Origin of the sequence: Streptomyces sp. NPDC005576 (assembly GCF_042871745.1) — a bacterium.
GTDB lineage: Bacteria > Actinomycetota > Actinomycetes > Streptomycetales > Streptomycetaceae > Streptomyces.
In genome coordinates this window covers 239,615-261,806 of the sequence record NZ_JBIAJC010000003.1, presented here as the reverse complement: position 1 = coordinate 261,806, position 22,192 = coordinate 239,615, and the positions used below count along the sequence as shown (strand labels likewise).

The following is a 22,192-nucleotide window of genomic DNA, read 5'->3' as shown; positions in this document are numbered from 1 at the left end:
ACGGAGAAGGGGTGCGACACGAGGTCATCGGATGAATTCAGGTGCGGCGTCGAGGAGTTGCCTACGGGACGGGCGCCACCCGGGGCGCAGGCGGGTGCGGCTCCCCGTATTCCGGTCCGGGGAGCCCCACCCGCCAAGCGGGCGCCTCCGGCAGCCCTCCGTCGGAGTCGCGCCGTCGGAGTCGAGCCGTCGAAGGTCGGGGATCGGGATCAGAGCGCCCGGGGCTGAGCCGCGGTCAGCCCTCCCGTGCCGGGGCGGTCTCGCGCCCGGAAGGGTCCCCCGGCCGGGCAGGCTCCCGGGGCGTGGGGGCGGCACCGGCGCGCGGCAGGCCGAGCAGGACACCCGCGACGATCAGCGCCATCCCGGCGAGCTGCCGGCCGGTGAGGCCCTCCGCGGCGAGGAGTGTGCCGAGCAGGACGCCGGTGACCGGGTTGAGGAGGCCGGCCAGGCCGACCGTGGCGGCGGGCAGCTTGCGCAGGGCCGCGAACCAGACGAGGAACGCGAGGGCGGTGGCGACCACGGCGAGGTACCCGTAAGCCAGGAGAGCACCGGTGTCCATGGGTGGCGGCGCCCCCTCGGACACGGCCGCCGCCGCCAGCAGGAGTACCCCGCCGAAGCTGAGCTGCCAGGCGGTGGTGGCGAGGACCCCGGCGCCCGAGTTCCAGCGCTGGGAGAGTACGAACCCCACGGAGGAGACGAGCATGGCGGCGACCGACGCGATCAGGCCACCGGTCCCGGTGCCGCCCGTACGGCCCCACATCATCAGCACCACCCCGGCGAGCCCGGTCACCCCTCCCGCCAGATGGGCGGCGCGGGGGCGTTGGGCGACCAGGGCCCAGGCGGTCACCGTCATGACCAGGGGGGTGAGCGCCATCACCATCGACGCGGTGCTGGTGGCCAGCCGCTGTGCGGCGATGTAGACGAGTACGAAGAACACGCTGGTGTTCAGCAGCCCCAGCACGGCGGACCGCCACCACCAGGCACCCCTGGGCCTGGTCCGGGCGAGCACGAGCAGCAGGCACCCCGCGGGCAGGGCGCGCAGTGCGGCTCCCCAGACCGGGTACCCGGCGGGAAGGTAGTGGCGGGTGACGTAGTAGGTGGTACCCCAGGCCACGGGTGCCACCGCGGCGGTCGCCACCCAACGCGCATTAGCTTCCATGGAAGGCATATTAGCTTCCCAGGAAGGGATTGGCTAGGGTGAGGTCATGCAGCAGCCCCTGGAGCACCAGGATCCGCCGCCCGACCACGTGGCCCGCATCCAGGCTGCCTGGCGCCGCGAGCGCCCCGACCTCGACGTCGGCCCGCAGGCCGTCATCGGCCGCCTGCACCGCCTCGCCGCCCTGCTCACCCGGGAGTTGTGCGTGGTGTACCAGCGGTACGGCCTCAGTGAGGGCGAGTTCGACGTCCTCGCCGCACTGCGCAGGGCGGGCGCCCCGTACGAGCGGGCCCCCGGGGAGCTGGCCGCGCACACCATGGTGACGACCGGCGCGATGACCAAGCGCATCGACCGGCTGGAGCGGTCGGGGCTGGTGAGCCGGCGCCGGGGGGACGGGGACGGCCGGAGCCGGGTCGTCGCCCTCACCGTGCCGGGGCGGGAACTCATCGACCGGGCGTTCACCGACCACATCCACAACGAGGAGCGCCTCCTCGCCGCGCTGGCACCGGTCCAGGCCGACGCGCTGGAAGGTCTCCTGACCACCTGGCTCGCCCGGCTGGAGGACCCGCGCGGCGACAGCACCGGCGCCCGGAGCTGAGACGCCGCGGGCGGACCGGGCGGACCGGCACGCTCACAACGCGCCCAGGCTGCGGACCACATGGGTCATGTGCTGGACGTTTCCGACCCGCAGCCAGGTGCCGGCGTTCCCCGTGCCGGGGCCGTCCGATCCGGCACGGACCGCGGGGTGCGTCAGGGCGCGGGCGCAGTCGCGCAGCCAGCACTCCCCCGAACTGGCCGCCGCACCGCGGAAGTCGGGCAGTCGCAGGATCTCGCGGGCGGCCCTGCGGTTGACCCTCGTCCGGTCCGGGCCGCGGTGCACCATCTTCACCAGCGCGTAGCTCCGGTCCGTGGTGTAGCGGAGATACCCCCACTCAGGCCCCCCGCCCTGGTCCGGGCGGTCCGGGCGGTAGGGGCGGGCGAGTGCGGTGACCCGCTGGACCCCGTAGTCCCCGAACCCGAGGGCCGGGAGCCGACCGTCCAGGTTCCGCCGTATCTCGTGCCAGACCTCCCAGTCCCGGCGGGGCTCCTCCCGGAGGCCCCGGTCCAGCATCGCAGCCGTGACCTGGGGGAAACCTCCGCCGATGGTGACGACGGAGCCCCAGTCGGCCAGCGGGACCAGCGCGTCGAGCGCCCGCAGCGCCTCCTTGTGGGCGCCGGGCCGGTCGCCGAGCACACTGCCGAGATCGATCAGCAGCTCGATCTCGGCGGACCGGCGGACCCGTGCCACCAGCCGGCCTACCGCCTCGGCGAGTTCGGGGTCCCACTCGCCGGGGACCTGTACCCGGATGCCGAGTGGTCGGCCGCACTGCACCGCCGTCGCCCGCGCCGCGTCCTGCTGCGCGGCGGGCCGCAGCGGTCCCGTCACCGGACGGAAGGACCCGAACTCCGCGTATTCGGCGAGCACTTCGGCGAGTACGGGCACCTGCGCACCGTCGGCGAAGGGGGCGTCGAGCCACGCCGGGCCCCGGGACTGGACCCGGCTCACCTCGGCGACCTCCCGCCGGACGGCGGCGGCCAGTCGTGCGCCCCCCGCCTCGGGGTGGGGCGGCAGGCTCCACAGGGGGGTGACGCCGTCCCGGATCGCGGGGCGCAGATCGCGGTAGGCCTCGGCCGCGTGGCGGCGTACCGGAAGCACGGGAACGTAAAGGTATTTCGGCATGGTGACCTCCCAAGGACGTCCCTGCGGTGCGGCGAGACTCCCCGGCTGTCGTCGCGCTCCCGCCGAGGAGCGGGGAAGCACCCTCGGGCGCTCCGGCGCGGTTCCCCTGCGGAGAGGGTCCTCGCGGTCCGGGAGCGCGCGAAAGGGCGCCGAATCGGACGCTCTGGCCGAATGGGTCCGGCTCCCCCCGGCCGCCGCCCCGCCCGCCTCGGGGGCGTCGTCCGGCGATGGGGTGACGAGGCGTCAGGTCCCGTGCGCGGCCCCCCGGAAAGCCGTTCCCACCAGGATCGGGGGGACCGCGCGCGAGGGGTGTGCCGGGAGGTACGGTCATGCCGTGCGGGCGACCGGTCACCTCCCGGCCAACCGCACCCGTTGACGCGCGAGTAGGAGATCCTGATGGCCCCTGACGACATTGAGTTCCGCGAGAAGATCCGTGCCGACATACCCCACTCCGCGCGGGTGTGGAACGCGTGGCTCGGCGGGAAGGACAACTACCCCGTCGACCGGGAGCTGGCGGACGCGGTCACCGAGGCATATCCGGCCATGGCCGCCATCGCGAAGGCCTCGCGCGCCTTCCAGGCCAGGGCGATCCGCCACCTCGGCGGCCTCGGTGTCCGCCAGTTCCTCGACGTCGGTACCGGCCTTCCGGTGGAGAACAGCACCCACCAGGTCGCGCAGGCCATCGATCCGGCCTCCCGGATCGTCTACGTGGACAATGACCCGATCGTGCTGGTGCACGCCGCCGCACTGCTGACCAGCTCGCCCGAGGGCGCCACGGCCTTCGTGGACGCGGACCTCACCGACACGGACGCCGTGGTGGACGAGGCGGCGAAGACCCTCGACCTCTCCCAGCCGGTGGCGGTGCTGCTGCTTTCGACCCTGGGACACCTGCTCCCGGAGGACGGGATCAAGGTCGTCCAGTCGTACATGTCCCGCATGCCGTCAGGCAGTTACCTGGTCATCTGCGACACCGTCAAGACGCCGGCGACCCTCGCGGCCCAGGACGCGTACGACTCGGGCGACAATCCGCCCTACCTGGTGCGCGAGCCGGAGGAGATCACCGGTTGTGCCGAGGGGCTGGAGCTGGTCGAGCCCGGCTTCCTCTCCATCACGTACTGGCGTCCCGAGGGCGAGCCCGAGGGCCCCGGCGTCGACCAGTGGGGCCTGGTCGCCCGTAAGCCCTGACGCACCCGGCGCCGCCCGGCCGTGACAGCGGCACACCGAGGGTCCCTCCGCACGGGCGGGGGGACCCTCGGTGCTTCCGGCCGGGGTCAGGGCCGCGGCCGGAGTCGGGGTCGGGCCGGGGTGTCGGGGTCAGGGCTGGAGGGGCATGCTCCAGCAGTTGGAGCCCGCGGACTTGCCGGCCAGCCGGTCGGTCAGCCAGGAGATGGCGTCGCCCTGGTCGGTGAGGAGCGGGACCAGGTGGTTCGTGACGATCTTGTCCCCCAGGTTGGGCAGGATGATGGCGTCGTAGGTGACGTTCGCGCCCTTCTTGCACCAGTCGACGGCGAGTTGGCGGGCCTGGGCGTGCGGCACGATGTCGTCCTGGATGCCGGTGGCGACCCGTACCGGGGTGGTGGGCTTGAGGAGCCCGATGCGCTGTGCGTCGAGCGTGGCCCGGAGGGCCGGAATGGTGTCGACGAGCTGGCTCAGGGACTTGCCGCTGGTCGTCCAGGAGCTGCTCTTCTTGAAGCCGTACCCGAAGAGCGCGTCGCCGGTGCACATCGTCGAGAGGTCGGCGAGGGCCGCCTTGCCGGCTGCGTTGATCTGGGCGTCCGCGATGGGCTGGAGGGACGGGTCGGTCTGCAGGAAGCCGTTCAGGGACCATCCCAGGGCGCCGGCCAGGGCGCTGCCGTCGATCCCCTTGATGGTGGCGGTCAGGTCGGCCGGGGGCGCTCCGACGTAGGCACCGGCCAGTTTGACGTCCGGGGCGTAGGCGGGCTGGAGTTCGGCGGCCGAGGCGCTGGCGCCACCGCCCTGGCTGTAGCCGTAGAGCCCCACCGGCGAGGCGGCGGTGACGGTCGCCCCGCTGACACCGCGTGCCGCGCGGGCGGCGTCGAGGAGCGCGTGACCGCCGTCGACCCGGCTGACGTAGGTGTGCAGCCGGTCGGTGGCGCCGAGGCCCGCGTAGTCGGTGACGACCACGGCGGTACCGGCGGCGAGGAGCCGGTAGATGGAGAGGTCCTCATAACCGACCGACACCGTGTCGCCGTTGAGCGTGATCGGGTTCTGGAGACCCAGCGAGGCCGCGCACTGGTCGCCCTGCCCCATCGTCCCGGGCGCCAGGGCGACGAGCGGACGCGGTCCGCTCCCCTTCCACGCGGCCGCCGGCTCGATGTAGGCGCCGGTCACGGCCATCGGGAGGCCGTTGGAGTCGGTGGACTTGTACATGAGCCGGGTCGCCTTGCCGGGGAGCGGACCGCCCAGGCTGGGCAGGCTCAGTGCCAGCGGGAGCGGCTCGGTACGGACGAGGGTGCCGTCCGCCGCGGGCAGGGTCTGGGGCGGGGTGTAGAAGGCCGGGATCTGAACGCCCCGGGAGACCACCGGGGTGGTGGCGGCCGACGCGGGAAGCGTCTGGGCGCCCAGGATTGCGGCTGCGGCGATCCCGGCCGCCAGCAGCCGTCCGGTGATCACCCCCGCGGTCCCGCGCCGGGTCGTACGGGCGCGGCTCGGCGCCCGGAGGGACGGACGGGGGAAGCGGGATCTTCTCGGTTGCTCCACGCGGCTCACTCCTTGGTTCGGGGGGAAGGGCGAGAGGTCGCTCGGCCCCCGGTGTCGGTGCCGCAGCCGGCGGTGTCCGCCCGTGCGGCACGGCGCACCGGGGCGCCGCGTCGAGCGGGAGTACGTGCCGGGAGGGCACCCGGAACCCTGATTCCGCACCGGGATGGGGGGTGGGTGAGGAAGAGGGACGGGGGCGGGGGGACGGGGGCGGGGGGACGGGGGTGTGCGGTGGGGGCGGGCCCGGCAGCCGACCGGGTGCGGTGCTGCTGTGCCGTGGCGTTCCCTGCCGTGCTGCCGTGCTGCCGTGCTGCCATGTCGTGCTGTGCCGTGCCGTGCTGCCGTGTCGTGCTGTGCTGTGCCGTTCCGTGCTGCCGTGCAGCCGTGCAGCCGTGCAGCACGCAGCGTGCAGCAGCCCATGATGGGACCCGACTGCCGCTGGGAAACGGTTGGTTACTGACCAGTCAGGATGGAGCGTAGGACCGGGTGTCACTCAGTGACAAGACGTCTGCGCACGCCGAATTCCGGCGCACCTCCCGCCGCACTGCCCGTCTCCCCCAGCCACTCCCGGGGCGACTCCCGGGGCCACTCCCGGCGCGACTCCCCGACCCCGGAAGCACGCCGGAAGGCGGCCGAACCGGCCGTCCCCTGGAGAGCACGTCCCGGACTCCGGCAGAACGAGTGCGACAAGTCACCCTTTCCGGAGCCTTATTGACGATCATTCTTCCGCTCTCCGCCTGGAATGGGGACCGGTTGGTCTAGGCTCTGCATGCCTTTGATCTCGCAAGGGAGTTCGACGTGTCCTGGAAGGGTCCATTCCTCGTGGCTGGCGCTGTGTTCTGCAAGGCCGTCGGGGCGAGGCCGTCGTGGTGAGCCCGCAGAATGACGGAGTGAACCGCCGCACGGGGCGGACGGGCCGCTCGGGGAAGAGGACGGCGCTCGCTCCCGCCGTGATCTGGTCGGCCTCCGTCGTCCTCGCGGCCGGATGCGCGGCGGCGGTCCTGGCCCTCACCGACGACGGCGCACAGCGCTTCGCGGCGGCCGTCGGTGTCGCGGTCGCCGTTCTGCTGCTCGCTCCCGTGGTGCTGCTCGCCCGGAAGCTCGGCGCCGAACGCGCGGACCGCGCCGAGGTGGCAGCGCTCGCGCTCGCGCGGGACGCGGAAGTGGCGCACCTCGCGCGGGTGCGCGTACCTGTCATCGCCGAACTGCTGCGCACCGGGCAGCGGGTGGACGGGGCGCCGGGTCCGCTGCGCGAGCCGCGTGAGACCGGTGAGGCGTTCGCCCGGTCGCTGGAGTCCGTGGTGGAGGTGCTCGGGTCGGACGAGGCGGTGCACCGCGAACGCGTGCTGCGCGATTCGGTGATGGCCGCCTTCGAGTCGGTCGCGCGCACCATGCACGTGATGGCCACCGTGCAGCAGCAGGTGCTGGACCAGGTCGAACGCTCGCTGGACGATCCCCGTCTCATGGCCGAGGTGATGAAGGCCGACCACGCTGCCTCCCAGATGACCCGCAAGGCACAGACCCTCCTGGTGATGTGCGGCATCTGGCCCGCACGCCGGGAGACCCGGCCGGTCTCGCTGTACGACTGTGTACGCGGCGCGCAGTCGCGGATCGTGGAGTTCGGGCGGATCGAGGTGCACGGCGGGCAGACCCTGTACGCGGCGCCGCCGGCGGCGGAGGGGCTCATGCACGCCATCGCCGAACTCCTGGAGAACGCCACGGTGTTCTCGCCCTCCCGCTCCCAGGTCATCGTCAATGTCCGGGAGGTGGGTGCCGGTGCGGTGGTGGAGATCGACGACGCCGGGCTCGGCATGCCGCCGGACGTCCTGGAGCAGGCCCGGGGTCAGCTGCACGACGATCTGGACCTGACCCGGCTCGGTGCGGTGCCCCGCCTCGGTCTGGCCTGTGTCGGCCGGTGGAGCCGTGAGCTCGGCTTCAACGTGGAGCTGAGCGGGACCTCCGCCTACGGCGGGACCCGGGCCGTGATGTTCGTCCCGTTCCGGCTGCTCACCGAGCCGGCGCCGCGGGTCCCGGCTCACCGCCGCCCGGAGGCATGGCCGGCGGAGGCCCCGCAGCGGGGCCGGCAAGGACAGCAGGAGCAGACGTGGTCGGGCGCCCCGCCGGACCAGTCGCAGCAACCGGTGCAGCCGCAGCCGGCCGGATACGCCGAACTCGCCGAGCACACACGCCCCGAGGACCGGGCCGACGACGGCCTCGGCCGGGCGGAAGCGTCCCCGGAGAGCACCCCGCAGACCGCGGGCCTTCCCCGCCGCCGCAACCGGCGGAGCCCGGCCCGCCCCCCGTACGCGACGGATGCCGCGTCAGCGCCGACGGCCCGGCACTCGGCACCCCCGGCGCGGCATTCCCCCGAGCCCGCGCCGTGGACGCCGGAGGCGGCCCGCGCGTCGATCTCCAGCGTGGTCTCCGGCACCCTGCGCGGACGTGCCGCCCTCGGCGACGAGGCGCGGTCCCGGTCGGCCACCACTCCGCCCGAGCCGGCGCCGCCCGGCGTACAGCCCCTGCCCAGTACCCCGAACCAGCAGCACGGAGGCCGGTCGTGACCGGAACCATCACTCGACTTCCCGACTTGGGCTGGATGCTCCGCCCGCTCACCGAGATACCCGGCGTCCGGCACGCCGTCGTCGTCTCGGAGGACGGGCTGCGTCTCGGTCACGCGTCGGCGGATAACCTCTCGGGCCCCGTCTCCGGCCTCAGCGTCGCCGAGGCGGAGTCGCTCTCGGCGGCCTGCGCGGCGATGACCATGACGGGCCGCTCCACCACGACGCTGCTCTTCGGCTCGGGTGTCGGGCTGCGCCAGCTGATGCTCGAGTCCGACCACGGGTTCGTCCTGTTCACCCACGCCGGGGTGGGCGCGCACCTGGGTGTCGCGACGGACCTGGAGGCGGACGTCGGCCTCGTCGCGCAGCAAATGCAGCTGCTGGTGGCGAAGATCGGCGCGCACCTGAGCAGTCTGCCGCGGGATCAGGCCACCGCGTCGTCATGACGGACCCGTCGGGGGAGCCGAGGGCCTCGGCCGTACGCCCGTACGTCATCACCCGCGGCCGTGCGGAGTCCGGCGCCGAGCCGCTGTCCTGGGAGTCGCTGGTGATGGCCACGGAGGCGGCGTTCCCCGCCTCCCTCCAGCCCGAGCACCTCGCGATCCTGACGCACTGCGAGGGCCTCATCTCGGTCGCGGAGGTCGCCGCACACCTGCACCAGCCGCCTTCGGTCGTGCAGGTGCTGCTCGCCGATCTCGTCCAGTGGGGGCTGATCGTGACCCGCCCTCCCATTCCCGCGGCCGAACGCGCCGATGTGACCATGCTCAGAAAGGTCCTCGATGGTCTCGAAAGCCGTATCTGAAGCCTTCGTCGAGGCCGGTCCGGCACCCTCCCCGGGCCGCACAGCACCCGTCGGACCCTCCTCCGGGAAGTACGTCGCGTCCAGTGTGGCGGGGGCGGCGAAGATCCTGGTCGTCGGCCCGCTGGGGGTGGGCAAGACCACGCTGATCGGTACCGTCTCGGAGATCGAACCGCTCTTCACCGAGGCCGCGATGACGCAGGCGGGGGCCAGGGTCGACACCGTCGTGGACAGCACCAAGACGACCACCACGGTCGCCCTGGACTTCGGGCGGCTGACCATCGACGGTGATCTGGTGCTCTACCTGTTCGGTACGCCCGGGCAGCAGCGGTTCCTGCCGGCCTGGCGGGATCTCGCCAAGGGCGCGCTGGGAGCGCTCGCCCTGGTGGACACCCGGGACCTGACGGCGTCGTTCGACGCCCTCGGGAACCTGGAGGATCTCGATCTGCCGTTCGCCGTCGCCGTGAACGTCTTCCCCGGCAGTCCGCTGCACGACCCGGACGAGCTGCGCGCGGCTCTCGACCTGCTCCCGGGGACGCCGCTCGTCCTGTGCGACGCGCGCGACCAGGAGTCGTCGATCCGGGCCCTGATCGCCCTCGTCAGCCACCTCATCCATGTCGCCACGGAGCCCTCATGAGCACGCCGCACCCCCCGGCCGGGTCCGCCGCCCGGTGCCCCTGGTCCGCGGGCCCGTCCGCCTCGTCGACCACCCCGCTGTACGGGCCGGAACTCGACGGCGACCGGATGACCCTGCTGTACGAGGAGATGCGCGCCGAGCACGGACCGGTGGCCCCGGTGTCCATGGCCCCGGGCATCGACGCCTGGCTGGTGATGGGCCACCGCGAGCTGCTGCGGCTGACGCGCGAGGAAGGCGACTTCTCGCACGATCCGCGTCACTGGGGTCTGCTGCGCGAGGGCCGGGTGCCCGCCGACTCGCCGATCCTTCCGATGGTCGGCTGGCGTCCCGCGCTGCTCTTCGCGGACGGACAGCAGCACCGCAGGATGCGCGCCGCCGTCTCGGACGCCCTGGCCCGGATCAACGGCCACGAGTTGCGCCGTAGCGTCCGGGCCGCCGCCGAGGGACTGATCGCCTCGTTCGCCGGGCGGGGCGAGGCGGACCTGGTCGCCGACTACGCCCGGACGCTGCCGATGCGGGTGATCTCCGGACTGCTCGGGGTGGACGACAGGACGGGGCGGGAGCTGGTGGAGGCCGTGGCGGGCACCGTGTCCGCCACCAGCGGCTCGGCGGACGCCAGCCGCCGGATGGGCGCCATCCTGTACGGCCTGATCAAGGAGAAGCGGAGTGAGCCGGGCGAGGACATCACCTCCGCACTGCTGAAGCACCCGGCGGAGCTCACCGACGAGGAAGTGCTGCACAACCTGGTGGTGATGTTCGTCGCGGGCAACCAGACCACGGTGAACTGGATCGCCACCACGCTGCGCATCCTCCTCACCGACCCGGCGTTCCGCTCCTCGCTGGCCGGCGGCCACCTGAGCGTGGACGACGCGCTCGACCTGGTCCTGTGGCGTTTCCCGCCCACCCAGAACTTCCCGGCCCGCTACGCCACCCGCGACATGCGGTTCGGCGGACAGGACGTCCGCGCCGGCGACATGCTGGTCCTGGGTCTCGCGGCGGCCAACGCGGACCCCGAGATCCTGCCGGCCGACGGGGTGCCGGTGGTCGGCAACCGCTCCCATCTGGCGTTCGGCGCCGGACCGCACACCTGCCCCGCGCAGGATCCGGCCCGGCTGATCACCCGGACCGCGGTGGACACCATCCGGCACCGGCTGCCGGACCTGGAACTCGGCGTACCCGAAACCGAGTTGGAGTGGATCAAGTCTCCCTGGAGCAAGGGCCTGGGGGCGCTCCCCGTGCGCTTCGGGAGGCCGCAACTGCCGCAGGGGGCGGTGCCGCCGCAGTCGGCGGGGGACCTCGCCCCGCCGGGAACGGCGCCCTGGAGCGCGTCCACGTTCCGGCCCTCCTCGACCGTGCCGTACTGATCCCGCCCCGGGGCCCACCGCACAGCGCCGGCCCGAGGTCTCCGCACCGCACGGAGTACCGCTCCGCGACCCCGCAACCCCGAACCTGGAGAGCCCTGTTGAACACGTCACCGGTGAACCCCGCGGCCGACGGGCCGCACCGCCTCGACCCGGCGGGCGGCTGCCCGCACGCGGCCAACGCCCGGCTGCTCGCGCGCTCCGCGGTCGCTCCGGTGATCCTGCCCGGCGAGGTCGAGGGCATGGCGGTGCTGGGACACGACGCGCTCAAGGAGTTCCTCTCGCACCCCGACGTCGCCAAGAACGCCGCGCACTTCGCGGCGCTCCAGGCCGGTGGGATCCCGGACGGCTGGCCGCTGAAGACCTTCGCCACCGTGCAGGGGATGACGACCGCCGACGGTGCCGACCACCGCAGGCTCCGGTCCCTGATGAGCAAGGCGTTCACCCCGCGCCGGGTGGAGGAACTGAGGCCGCGCATCGAGGCGTTGACCGCATCGCTGCTGGACGGCCTGGAGGCCGCCGCGGTGGCCGGGGACGGGGTCGCCGATCTGCGGACCCACTTCGCGCTGCCGCTTCCGATGGGCGTCATCTGCGAACTGCTGGGCGTGGAGGCCGAGCACCACGACCGGCTGCACCGGCTGTCCAACCAGATCGTCGCCACGGACATCGGCCCGGCGGAGGCGATGGCCGCCAACCGGGAGATGGTGGAGGTGCTGAGCGCGGTCGCCGCCGCCCGCACGGAGGAGCCGGGGGACGACCTCACCAGCGCGCTGATCGCGGCACGCGAGGAGAACGGTGACCGGCTGGGCCCGCAGGAGCTGATCGGCACCCTGATGCTCACGATCATCGCCGGGCACGAGACGACCCTCAACCTGATCACCAACGCGGTACGGGCGCTCTGCACCCACCGCGACCAGCTCGCCCTGGTCCTCGCGGGCGAGGCGAGCTGGGAGGACGTGGTGGAGGAGACGCTGCGCTGGGACAGCCCGGTGAGCTACTTCCCGTTCCGCTACCCGACGCGCGACCTGGAGCTCGACGGTACCGTGATCCCCAAGGGGACGCCGGTGCTGGCCGGTTACTCGGCGGCCGGCCGGGACACGAAGGCCCACGGCCCCGACGCCGCGCGCTTCGACATCACGCGCGACAACAAGGCCCGCCACCTCTCCCTCGGCCACGGCGCCCACTTCTGCATGGGCGCCCCCCTCGCCCGGATGGAGGGAACCGCGGCGCTGGAGCAGTTGTTCACCCGCTTCCCCGGTCTCGATCTCGCCGTTCCCGACCCCGAACTGCCGCGACACGCCTCCTTCGTGGGCAACAGCGTGCAGAAGCTGCCGGTGCGTCTGCACGGCTGACGAGGCGGGGGTGACTGATCGCTTGCGTTCTGTCACCCGCGCACGGGGTGATCTTCGCGGGTGGGACGTCCGCGAAGATCACCCACAGGAAGAGGGGCGGGCGGTCCGTCGGGCCGGGAGACCGTCGAGCCCCACCGCCCGACCGCGCCACCGCCCCACCGGAACCGATGCGGCCCGGCGCCTCACCGGTGGCCTCGGCCACCGGTGGTCAACCAGTCACCCGGCACTCTCTGCGGCAATGTCCTCGACGACTGCCTGCGCCCGGCGCTCCGGCACACCGGCCGTGATGAGGATGGCGACTGCCCCCCTGGTCCTGTCGTCCTCCATCACCCCGGTGTTGACCGCTTCCAGGATGGTGATGGTGAGCGCCTCCAGGCCGGCGCTCAGCACGGCGGGCGGCAGCTGTGTGTGGAAGACACCCTCGTGCCGGCCGCGCTCCAGGATGGCCGTGATCCTGTCGCGGGCCGGTGCCAGGATCGCGGCCACTCGCTCCTCGCCGAGATCGCGCCGGGCCAGCGCCAGCAGCATCCGGTAGCGGTCCCCCACGGGTTGCAGCGACAACCAGAAGCGCGCGAGCGCCCGCTCGGCCGGATCGGCCGCCGTCCCCCCGGCCGCCGCCACCGCGTCCCGGAGCGTCTCGGCGGCTTCCTCCGCCAGTGCCTCCAGCAGAGCGCCACGTCCGGGGAAGTGGCCGAAGAGGGTGCGACGGACGACGCCCGAAGCCCGTGCCAACTCCTCCAGCGTGATGTCGGGGTTCCGGCCGAGCTCCTTGCGGGCCGTGGCCAGGATGCGGGCCCGGTTGGACCGCGCATTGCTTCGCTGCGGCACGCGTGCTGCGGGCTTGGACACGAGGAACCTCAGGGGATCGGCGCGGGGAGCGTGGAGGAGGGCCAACAGCGCGTTCCATTCTGGCACGCGGACGTCGCGGGAGCCCGTCGCGGGACCCGTCGCGGCCCAGGGAGAGGGGTGCCGCCCGGCGGGACGAAACGGAGCCATGCGTGATCCGGCGGCCGAGGACAGTATTTGCACACACGTGAGCAATAATTTAATCTGCACATCAATGGGCAATTAATGCCCCTGAGAAGCCAGGGCCTTGGCCCGCACCGCTCCAGCCGAACAGAAGCTGCTGCGCTTCACCCCTAGGTGGTTTCCGATGCCGCTCGTCACGCGTACCCCTCTCGAAAAGAACGCCGGCCCGTATCCGAGGCGCTGGTTCGCACTGATCGTGCTGTGCCTGAGCCTGCTGATCGTGGTCATGGCCAATACCTCCCTGATCGTCGCCGCACCAGACATGACCAGGGATCTACGGCTGAGCAGCAGCGACCTGCAGTGGGTCATCGACGGTTACACCGTCCCCTACGCCGCACTGATGCTGGTGCTCGGCGCGATCGGCGACAAGTACAGCCGCCGTGGCGCGCTCATCGCGGGCCTGCTGATCTTCGCGGGCGGCTCGGTGCTGGGCAGCCAGGCCGACCAGACGAACCTGGTCATCACCGCCCGCGCCATCATGGGTCTCGGCGCCGCGGTGGTCATGCCGGCCACGCTGTCCCTGCTGGTGGCGACGTTCCCGCGGCGCGAGCGCGCCAAGGCCATCACGGCGTGGACCGCCACATCGGGTCTCGCCATCGCCGTCGGTCCCCTGGTGGCCGGCTGGCTCATGGAAGACCATGCGTGGGGTTCCACGTTCCTGATCAACATTCCCATCGCACTCCTCGCCGTCGTCGGCGCGCTCGCCCTCGTGCCGCCGTCCAGGGCGGAGGCCATGGGACGGATCGACTACGTCGGTGGGTTGTTGTCCATCGTCTCCGTGGGCTCACTCGTCTACGCCATCATCGAAGGCCCGCACTTCGGCTGGGGCGCCGGCCCCGTCGCCGCCGCCGTGGTCGCGGGCGTGGGTTTCGTCGCCTTCACCGTGTGGGAGCTCAGGCACCCGCACCCCATGCTCGACGTCCGCAAGTTCACCCTGCGCCCCTTCAGCGGCTCCATGATCGCGGTGCTGTTCTTCTTCTTCGGCGCCTTCGGCTCGATCTACTACTCCACCCAGTTCCTGCAGTTCGTCCTGGGCTACGACCCGCTGGAGACGGGCATACGTTTGCTGCCGCTGGCCGGAGCCGTGTTCGTCGGCGCCGCGGTGACCGCGCGGCTGGCCCCGAGGCTCGGCGTGAAGGCCATGGTCGTGCCCGGAATGGCCCTCGGCGCCTTGGGGGTCCTCCTGCTCACGCAGATCGACGAGGGATCCGCGTACACCGCCTTCCTGCCGACGCTGCTGCTGCTCGGCTTCGCGATCGGGCTCAGCGTGTCCCCCGCCACCGACACGATCATGGGCTCCTTTCCCGAGTCGGAACTGGGCGTCGGCGGCGGTGCCAACGACACCGCTCTGGAGCTCGGCGGCTCGCTGGGCATCGCCGTCCTGGGCTCCCTGCTGGCCACCGCGTACAAGGACAAACTGGGAGCCCTGGCCGGCGGACACGTCCCGGCAGAGGTGCTGGACCCCGCCAGGGAATCCGTGGGCGGCGGTCTCGCGGTCGCCGGGCAGGTGGCGAAGTCTCCGTCCGGCGGCCCCGAGCAGGCTCAGGCACTGGTGGACGCGGTGAACGAGTCCTTCGCCCATGCCGTCGCGCACACCAGCCTCGTCGGCGGCGTCATCATGGCGGTCGGCGCCCTGACCGTCCTGGCCGTCCTGCCCGGCCGCCGCACGGGCCGGCTTCAGGAGGGGGCGGCGGAGGACCGGTAGGAACGCGTGGGGGTCCACCACGCCGAGCCCGCTCGTGGAGGCGCGGACGCGACCACCTCCACAACTCCTTGCCATAACCGCAGGTTTGGTCGCCACAAGAAACCAACTCTTGGACTTCTGACTCCTCGCTCGCCAGCATGAACGACAGGACGGACGCGCCGCCGGAAACCCTTCCGGCGGCGCGCGGTCGTCCGTCCACGAGCAGAGGCGACAGACATGCAGAAGAAGTGGTGGACGCTCCTGGGGGTGTGCGGCGGGACGTTCATGCTCCTGCTGGACACCACCATCGTCTACGTCGTCATGCCCGACGTGCAGGCCGACCTGAACGCCGGGTTCGCGGACCTCCAGTGGGTGATCGACGGCTACGCCCTCGCGCTCGCCGCGCTGCTCCTGACGAGCGGGACGCTCGCGGACCGGTTCGGCCGCAGGCGCCTCTACACCGTGGGCGTCGTCCTCTTCACCCTCGCCTCCCTGCTGTGCGGCCTGGCACAGTCCCCGCTGATGCTGGTCCTCGCCCGGATCTTCCAGGGCGTGGGCGGTTCGGTGATGTTCGCGACCGGCCTCGCGCTGCTCGCGGGCAGCTTCCAGGGCAAGGAACGCGGCACGGCGTTCGGTGTGTGGGGCATGGTCACCGGTCTCGCCTCGGCGATCGGCCCGGTGGCCGGCGGCCTGATCTCCAGTGGCATCAGCTGGCGGGGAATCTTCCTGATCAACGTGCCGATCGGCATCCTCGTCGCACTGATCGTCGCACTGCGCGTGGACGAGGCCAAGTCGCCCTTCCCCCGCCGACTCGACCTTCCCGGCTTCGCCCTGCTCACCTCGGGTCTCGTCACCCTCGTCCACGGCCTGATCCGGGCGGGCGAGAACGGCTGGGGCGAGAGTCGCGCGCTCACCTTCCTGATCGTGGGCGGTGTGCTGCTGGCCGCCTTCCTCGTCGTCGAGGCCCGGGTGGAGCAGCCGATGTTCGAGCTGAGGCTGTTCCGCATCCCGACCTTCGTCGGCGGGTCCGTCGCGGCGTTCGCGATGAACGGCTCGCTCTTCGCGATGTTCCTCTTCCTGGCCATCTACTTCCAGGAGGTGCTCCAGTACTCGTCGCTGGAGACCGGGGTGCGGCTGCTGGCCTCCTCGCTGGCGATGCTCCTCGCCTCGCTGGTCGCGGGCCGTATCAGCGCCAGGGTCCAGCCGCGCTTCCTGATCGGGGCCGGCCTGCTCCTGGTCGGAGCGGCCCTGCTGCTGATGGGCGGGGTGGACGCGCGTTCCGGCTGGGAGCACTTCCTGCCCGGTCTCGTGCTGGGCGGTCTGGGTGCCGGTCTGGTGAATCCGCCGCTCGCCTCGACCGCGGTGGGCGTCGTGGACCTCTCCCGTTCCGGGATGGCCTCGGGCGTCAGCGGCACGTTCCGGCAGCTCGGGGTGAGCGCCGGGGTCGCGGTGCTCGGTTCCACCTTCGCGGTCGTCATCGGCGACCGTCTGCGCGACGGCCTGGCAGGGGTTCCGGGCGTGGGTGACCGTACGGACCGACTCGTCGCCCTGGTAAGGGGAGGCGAGATCGACCGGGCTGCCGCGCTGGTGCCCGAGGCGCAGCGGGGAACGGTGGAACGGCTCGCCGTCGAGGGGTACGTCGACGGACTGAACACGCTCCTCCACCTCTCGGCCGGACTCGCGCTGGCGGGGGGTCTGGCGTCGCTGCTGCTGATCCGGGCGGCCGACTTCCAGGGCGCGCAGCAGCCGAAGACCCCTGACGCGGCGGCTTCCCCCGCCGCAGTGACCGCCGAGAACTGACCGGCCCTCACCACCCCCCTTCGTACGAGGAGCTCAGCACATGACCACCGGTACCACCGACACGGACACCGACTCCCGCACGCACCCGAGCGCGTCCGACCCGGGCCGCACCACCCGGGTCGACCTCTGGTTCGACCCGGCCTGCCCCTTCGCGTGGATCACTTCCCGCTGGATCCGGGAGGTCGCCCTCCACCGCCGTCTGGACGTGCGGTTCCGCCTGATGAGCCTGTACGTGCTCAACGAGGAGCGCGAACTTCCCGACTGGTACCGCACGCTGGTGGACAACTCGCTCGCCCTGAACCGGATCTGTGCCGCCGCGGCCCAGGAGCACGGCGAGGAGATACTGGCCGGTCTCTACACCGAGCTCGGCCACCGCATCCACGACGGCGGCGACAAGGAGTACCGGGCGGTGGCCCGGCAGGCGCTGGCGGCGCTGGATCTGCCGGCCGGGCTGCTGGCCGCCGCCGACACGGAGGCGCACGACGCGTGGCTGCGCGGGAGTCACGCGTCGTGCGCGGATGCCGTCGGCGACGACGTGGGCACCCCCGCCCTCCGCATCGACGGTGTCGCCTACTTCGGGCCCGTCCTCCAGTCGATCCCCCGTGGCGAGGAGGCCGCCCGCCTCTTCGACGCGGTGAGGACGCTGGCCGGCTTCCCGGACTTCTTCGAACTGAAGCGGCCCCGGTCGGGCCGGCTCCGCTTCGACTGAGCCTCTCCCGCGCCGAATCGGGTGTCGCTCCCGCCGCGACACGTGCAGACTCGCGGTTGGCCCCCACGGACAAGGCGGCCGTACGGACGGGGGCTGCCGTACGGACACGGACGGAGAAGGAACCACATGCCGGTGAGCCGGATCATTCCCCCCGGGGGCGCGCCGAGGAAGCTGGCTCTGGCCCAGCTGACGAACTCGGTGGGCGACGGGGCGTATTACGTGTGCTCGGCGCTCTACTTCAGCCGGATCGTCGGGCTCTCGCCCACCGCCATCGGCGCGGCGCTCACGCTCGGCTGGGCGCTCGGGGCGGTCGCCGGGGTGCCGCTGGGGCACCTCGCCGACCGGCGCGGTCCGCGCGGGACGGCGGTGCTGATGTCCCTGGTCACCGGGGCCGCCGTCGCCTCGTTCCTCTTCGTACGGTCCTACCCGGCGTTTCTGGTGGCGGTGTGCGTGTACGCCTGCGCGCAGTGCGGTCTCGCGGCGGCCCGGCAGGCCCTGCTGGCGGCGCTGGTCGAGCCCGGCCGGCGTACCGAGACCCGCGCCCACCTCCAGTCCACGGTGAACGCGGGGCTCGCCCTCGGTGCGGCGCTCGGCGGGGTGGCACTGCAACTCGACACGGAGGCTGCGTACTTGGCGGCATTCGCGCTGGACGCGCTCAGTTTCGTCGCCGCCGGGTGGCTGCTGCTCCGGCTGCCGGCCCCCGCCAGGACCGCCGCGGCGGCGGAACTCCTCCCCGGCGGGCGGAGGCTGGCGGTCCTGCGGGACCGGCCGTACGCCGTGGTGTCCCTGCTCAACATGGTCATGCTGCTCTACATGCCCCTGCTCAGCGTGGTGTTGCCGCTGTGGATCGTGCAGCGCACGGAGGCGCCCGGATGGACCGTCTCCGCGCTGCTGGTGGTCAACACCGTGAGCGTCGTCCTCTTCCAGGTGCGGATCGCTTCCCGGGTACGCGGCCTGGGCTCCGCATCGCGGTCGGTGCGGCAGGCCGGACTCGTCCTGCTGCTGGCCTGCCTCGTCTTCGCGTCCTCGTCCCTGGGTACGTCGGCGTGGGCGGCTGGTGCGCTGCTGCTGGCGGCGGCCGTGGTCCAGGTGCTCGGGGAGATGCTGCTCGGCGCCGGTTCCTGGGAGATCGGCTTCGACCTCGCCCCGGCCGACAAGCAGGGCCAGTACCAGGGCTTCTACGGTGCCGGGACCGCCGTCGCACGGCTGGTCGGGCCGCTGCTGCTCACCACGCTGATCCTGTCGTGGGGCTTCTCCGGCTGGCTGGTGCTCGGAGGACTCTTCCTGACGGCGGGTACGGCCATGGGCCCGGCCGTCCGCCGGGCCTCCGCCCGGCGCGGCGGGGACCCGGCGGCCCCCGGGGCGGTCCCCCGCCCTGCCCCGGGCGCCGGAGCCGGGGCGGCCGCCCACTGACGAGCGGTTGCCCCGGCTCCGGGACTTCTCAGCCGGTCGGCGGACGGAACTCCGGCTGGTCGATGATGCGCAGCCAACTGCCGTCCGCCTGACGGCGGACCACCTGGGCGCGGGCCCCCGAACCGTCCTTCGGCGGCGTGGAGGTCAGTGCGATGTCACCGAGGACGAGGGTCGGGAGCGGCTCTTCCGCCTCGAACTTCGGTGCGCGGGTGAGCACCTGCTCCCACAGCCGGCGAATCGCCTCCCGGCCGACGGTGGTGCTGCCGGGCGGGAAGGCCATCACCGCGTCCTCCTCGTACAGCGCCGCGAGTCCGGCGGCGTCGCCCGCGTTGGCGCGCTCGACGAACAGACGGGTGAGGTCCTCCGGCTTCAGAGCCTTCTCCTTCTCGGACACGACGTTCCCTTTCCTGGCTGGAATGCGTGGACTTCGACGACCTGTCCATCGTCGTTCGCGGACGCGTAAGAAGTCCAATCAATGACACCAACTACCGCTATAATCAGAGGTTATGGAACTCAGGCAGCTGAAGTACTTCCTCGCCGTGGCCGAAGAGTCCAACTTCACCCGGGCGGCCGAGCGCGTGCACATCAGCCAGCCCGGGATCAGCGCCCAGATCCGGCAGCTGGAGCACGATCTCGGGGCCACCCTCATCGACCGGTCCGGCCGCAGCGCGGCGCTGACGGCGGTGGGCGAGGTGGCCTACGACCACGCGCGCGCGGTGCTCGACGCGGTCCGGGGTCTGCGGCAGGCGGTGGACGAGATGAACGGACTGGTCCGGGGCCGGCTGGTGGTCGGCATGGTGACGGCGTGCACCGTGGCCCCGCTCTTCGAGGCGCTGTCGAGTTTCCATCTGGCGCATCCGGGCGTCGGGATCAGCCTCGTCGAGGACGATTCCGCACGGCTGGTCGAGCGCGTCCGGGAGGGGGCCGTCGATCTGGCGCTGATCGGCGCGGCGGGCCGGGCGCCGGAGGACCTGGACGGGCACGAGGTGATCAGCGAGGCGCTCGTGGCGGCCGTACCGCCCGGTCATCCCCTCGCCACCCGGGCGGCCGACGGGGTCACCGTCGCGGAGCTGAGCGCCCACCCCCTCATCTGCCTGCCGCCGGGCACCGGCATCCGCGCCGTGCTGGACCAGGTCATGGCCGCCCGGGGGCTCGCGCCCTCCGTGGCCCTGCAGGCCGCCGCGCCGGCCGCGGTGATGCAGCTCGCGGAGCGGGGGCTGGGGGTGGCGGTGCTCTCCGCGTCCATGCTCGCCCGGCGGCCGGGCCTGCTGACCGTCCCCCTCACCGACGCGGAGACCGCCGCTGTCCTGGCCCTGGTCTCCGCGCCCACCAAGAGCCCGGCGTTGCGGGAACTGCTCGCGCACTGCCGGGAGTCGTTCGCCGCACCGGACGCCGGTACACCGGATCCCGGCACTCCGGCCGACACCTCCCCGACCGACGCCGCACCGGTGCCGGCCCATCGGGCCCCGACCGGGTAGCGGCGCCGGCCGACCGCGGCCCCCGGGCGGCCTCGGATCAGTCCGCGTCCACGTCGTGCACGGACACCCGGATGGTCCCGATCGTGCTGTCGGCCGCGTCGGGGACGAGCATCCCGGCGCGCGTGCCGTCACGCAGATAGTCCACCACCGCCTGGTCGAGCACCTCCCCGGGGAGCGCGGCAGGAACTCCGGGCGGGTAGGGCGTGAGCATCTCGGCGCAGACCCGGCCGACCGCCCGCTCCGCGGGAACCTCCTCGACCTCGCCGAAGAAGGCGTCCCGGGGAAGCGTGGCCTGCCGGAGCCGGAGCTCCCCCGGGTCCGGCACCCGGATGTCCGGTGCGGGCGGCAGTTCGTCGGCGTGGGCGACGAGGTCCCGCAGGCCGTCGAGGAGGCGTGCCGTCGTCGTGTCGTCGTCGGCGTGGGTGAGCTGGGCGTTGACGCGCCGGTGGTCGGAGGTGTGCAGGTTGATGCGGTGGTTCCGGCGCATCCAGTCGGCGGCTGCGTACCCGTTGAAGGGGAGGGCGCTCAGGTCGATGAAGATCTGCAGGGGGTCCATGTCGACGGCCCGCCCGTCGCCGCAGAAGTCGGCGCGACCGTTGACGTGCAGGCCCTTGATGTCATCGATGGCCGCACGCACCCGGTGGGCGCGGGAGAGGGCGTCGCCCAGGAGTTCGCGGCCGTGCTCCACCATCTGCCGGCGCCAGCCGTCGAGGGCGGCATGGACGAGCACCGAGGGGCTGGTGGTGTCCAGCAGGTCGGCTCGGGCGGCGAGGGTGTCCGGGGTGATGAGGTCTCCTTGCAGATGGAAGACCGAGCCTTGTTCCAGCCCGGAGCCCATCTTGTGGACCGAGGTCACGCAGACGTCGGCGCCGGCGTCCATGGCCCAGGTGGGCAGGTCGGGGTGGAAGGGCAGATGGGCTCCCCACGCCTCGTCCACGATCAGCGGCACACCCCGTTCGTGGCAGAGCTCCGCGATGGCCCCGATGTCGGCGCAGGCGCCGTAGGGGGTCGGGCTGGTGACCAGGGCTCCCCGCGCGTCGGGGTGCTCCTCGAACGCGGCCCGGAAGGCGTCGGGGGCCGGGGGGTGGGCGAGGTGGAGTTCGGAGTCCCACTGCGGATCGGCCCAGACGGGGCGGATGCCCGCGAGGATCAGCCCGGAGATCACCGACTTGTGGACGTCACGTCCCACCACCAGCTTCTGGTGCGGGCCCGCGACGGAGAGCATGGCCGCCTTCACCGAGAGGGAACTGCCGCAGGTGGAGAAGAAGGTGTGGTCGGCGCCGACCGCGTCGGCCATCAACTCCTCGGCCCGCTCCAAGACTTTCCGCGACATCGTCCGGTCGTCCAGACCGGACACCGCGAGCATGTCCGCCCGGAAGAGGGAGTCGCCCAGCACCGCCCGGACCCTCGGGTCGGCCCCCCGCCCCTGTTTGTGGCCCGGGGGCGTGAACGGCAGCTGGTCCTGTGCCTGGTACGCCGTCAGGGCGTCGAGAACGGGAGCTTCGGAATGGTCCATGAGGTGCGGCTTTCCGGTCCGGGAGGGACGAAACAATCGCGAGGCCCGCATCGCGAACGCCGGGGAGGCGTGCGGGAGTACGCAGAATCCGCGGCGGGGCCCCAGGACCGACCGCGCCCACGGACCGACCGGGCCCCGGGGGCCGCCGGTCCCGGAGGCCCCACAGGGCGCCGGAAGCGGCGGCCCGGGCGTCGTACGGCTGACGCGGGCCGCCGCTCCCGGCGTGTTCCCGGCGGGCGCTCTCCGGCGGGCGTTCCCGGCG

At 72.6% G+C, this 22,192-nt stretch carries 19 protein-coding genes; 13 read left to right on the top strand and 6 right to left on the bottom strand.

Translation table 11 applies throughout. The annotated features are described in order from the left end of the window. Positions 1-235: 235 nt before the first annotated feature. Positions 236-1,159: an EamA family transporter gene (locus ACFYPN_RS07345; RefSeq protein ID WP_389297187.1), complete on the bottom strand. Its 924-nt coding sequence runs from the start codon at positions 1,157-1,159 to the stop codon at positions 236-238. 46 nt (positions 1,160-1,205) lie between these two features. On the opposite strand from ACFYPN_RS07345, the gene ACFYPN_RS07340 reads away from it, so the two are divergent. Beyond that, a complete protein-coding gene (locus tag ACFYPN_RS07340) occupies positions 1,206-1,754 on the top strand; it encodes a MarR family winged helix-turn-helix transcriptional regulator (protein ID WP_389297185.1) in 549 nt (182 codons plus the stop codon). Between the two features lie 33 nt (positions 1,755-1,787). Here ACFYPN_RS07340 and ACFYPN_RS07335 read toward each other — a convergent pair whose 3' ends face one another. Then, complete coding sequence (locus tag ACFYPN_RS07335) at positions 1,788-2,876, bottom strand: beta family protein (RefSeq protein WP_389297183.1); 1,089 nt, start codon at positions 2,874-2,876, stop codon at positions 1,788-1,790. Positions 2,877-3,272: 396 nt separating this feature from the next. Between ACFYPN_RS07335 and ACFYPN_RS07330 the strand changes: the two genes are divergently transcribed. After that, a complete protein-coding gene (locus ACFYPN_RS07330) occupies positions 3,273-4,061 on the top strand; it encodes an SAM-dependent methyltransferase (RefSeq protein WP_358759693.1) in 789 nt (262 codons plus the stop codon). Positions 4,062-4,190: 129 nt separating this feature from the next. On the opposite strand, the gene ACFYPN_RS07325 is transcribed toward ACFYPN_RS07330, so the two are convergent. After that, entirely contained in the window at positions 4,191-5,606 is a 1,416-nt protein-coding gene (locus tag ACFYPN_RS07325) for an alpha/beta fold hydrolase (RefSeq protein ID WP_389297181.1), read from the bottom strand. Positions 5,607-6,484: 878 nt separating this feature from the next. Here ACFYPN_RS07325 and ACFYPN_RS07320 point away from each other — a divergent pair. The 6 genes from ACFYPN_RS07320 to ACFYPN_RS07295 all read left to right on the top strand — a co-directional run bounded on the left by ACFYPN_RS07320 (position 6,485) and on the right by ACFYPN_RS07295 (position 12,301). Next, on the top strand, positions 6,485-8,155 hold the full coding sequence (locus ACFYPN_RS07320; protein ID WP_389297179.1) for an ATP-binding protein: 1,671 nt from the start codon (positions 6,485-6,487) through the stop codon (positions 8,153-8,155). Then, positions 8,152-8,598, top strand: coding sequence for a roadblock/LC7 domain-containing protein (locus ACFYPN_RS07315; RefSeq protein WP_358759695.1), 447 nt, complete (start codon positions 8,152-8,154; stop codon positions 8,596-8,598). Before ACFYPN_RS07320 ends, ACFYPN_RS07315 begins: the two co-directional genes overlap by 4 nt. Further along, positions 8,595-8,954 carry a DUF742 domain-containing protein gene (locus ACFYPN_RS07310; protein ID WP_389297177.1) on the top strand — a complete coding sequence of 120 codons (360 nt, stop codon included), beginning with the start codon at positions 8,595-8,597 and terminating at the stop codon, positions 8,952-8,954. The genes ACFYPN_RS07315 and ACFYPN_RS07310 overlap by 4 nt, the downstream gene beginning before the upstream one ends. An 85-nt stretch (positions 8,955-9,039) precedes the next feature. Continuing rightward, a complete protein-coding gene (locus ACFYPN_RS07305; RefSeq protein WP_358759848.1) occupies positions 9,040-9,588 on the top strand; it encodes an ATP/GTP-binding protein in 549 nt (182 codons plus the stop codon). Further along, on the top strand, positions 9,585-10,952 hold the full coding sequence (locus ACFYPN_RS07300) for a cytochrome P450 (RefSeq protein ID WP_389297175.1): 1,368 nt from the start codon (positions 9,585-9,587) through the stop codon (positions 10,950-10,952). Before ACFYPN_RS07305 ends, ACFYPN_RS07300 begins: the two co-directional genes overlap by 4 nt. Positions 10,953-11,050: 98 nt before the next feature. Continuing rightward, positions 11,051-12,301 carry a cytochrome P450 gene (locus ACFYPN_RS07295; protein WP_389297173.1) on the top strand — a complete coding sequence of 417 codons (1,251 nt, stop codon included), beginning with the start codon at positions 11,051-11,053 and terminating at the stop codon, positions 12,299-12,301. A 216-nt stretch (positions 12,302-12,517) separates the two neighbouring features. On the opposite strand, the gene ACFYPN_RS07290 is transcribed toward ACFYPN_RS07295, so the two are convergent. Next, on the bottom strand, positions 12,518-13,150 hold the full coding sequence (locus ACFYPN_RS07290) for a TetR family transcriptional regulator (protein ID WP_358759702.1): 633 nt from the start codon (positions 13,148-13,150) through the stop codon (positions 12,518-12,520). Between the two features lie 304 nt (positions 13,151-13,454). On the opposite strand from ACFYPN_RS07290, the gene ACFYPN_RS07285 reads away from it, so the two are divergent. The 4 genes from ACFYPN_RS07285 (at position 13,455) to ACFYPN_RS07270 (ending at position 18,936) form a co-directional block, all read left to right on the top strand. Beyond that, positions 13,455-15,035, top strand: a complete 1,581-nt coding sequence (locus tag ACFYPN_RS07285; protein WP_389297171.1) for an MFS transporter — start codon at positions 13,455-13,457, stop codon at positions 15,033-15,035. Between the two features lie 216 nt (positions 15,036-15,251). Continuing rightward, a complete protein-coding gene (locus ACFYPN_RS07280; protein ID WP_389297169.1) occupies positions 15,252-16,814 on the top strand; it encodes an MFS transporter in 1,563 nt (520 codons plus the stop codon). Between the two features lie 40 nt (positions 16,815-16,854). Continuing rightward, entirely contained in the window at positions 16,855-17,523 is a 669-nt protein-coding gene (locus ACFYPN_RS07275; RefSeq protein WP_389297167.1) for a disulfide bond formation protein DsbA, read from the top strand. 132 nt (positions 17,524-17,655) lie between these two features. Continuing rightward, positions 17,656-18,936, top strand: a complete 1,281-nt coding sequence (locus ACFYPN_RS07270) for an MFS transporter (protein WP_389297165.1) — start codon at positions 17,656-17,658, stop codon at positions 18,934-18,936. Positions 18,937-18,964: 28 nt separating this feature from the next. Here ACFYPN_RS07270 and ACFYPN_RS07265 read toward each other — a convergent pair whose 3' ends face one another. Continuing rightward, positions 18,965-19,330, bottom strand: a complete 366-nt coding sequence (locus ACFYPN_RS07265) for a nuclear transport factor 2 family protein (protein ID WP_358759712.1) — start codon at positions 19,328-19,330, stop codon at positions 18,965-18,967. A gap of 112 nt (positions 19,331-19,442) precedes the next feature. On the opposite strand from ACFYPN_RS07265, the gene ACFYPN_RS07260 reads away from it, so the two are divergent. Further along, on the top strand, positions 19,443-20,414 hold the full coding sequence (locus ACFYPN_RS07260) for a LysR family transcriptional regulator (protein WP_389297163.1): 972 nt from the start codon (positions 19,443-19,445) through the stop codon (positions 20,412-20,414). Between the two features lie 37 nt (positions 20,415-20,451). On the opposite strand, the gene ACFYPN_RS07255 is transcribed toward ACFYPN_RS07260, so the two are convergent. Further along, the gene (locus ACFYPN_RS07255) at positions 20,452-21,930 is read right to left on the bottom strand and encodes an aminoacid decarboxylase (protein WP_358759715.1); all 1,479 of its coding nucleotides are present in this window, start codon (positions 21,928-21,930) and stop codon (positions 20,452-20,454) included. Positions 21,931-22,192: the final 262 nt, after the last annotated feature.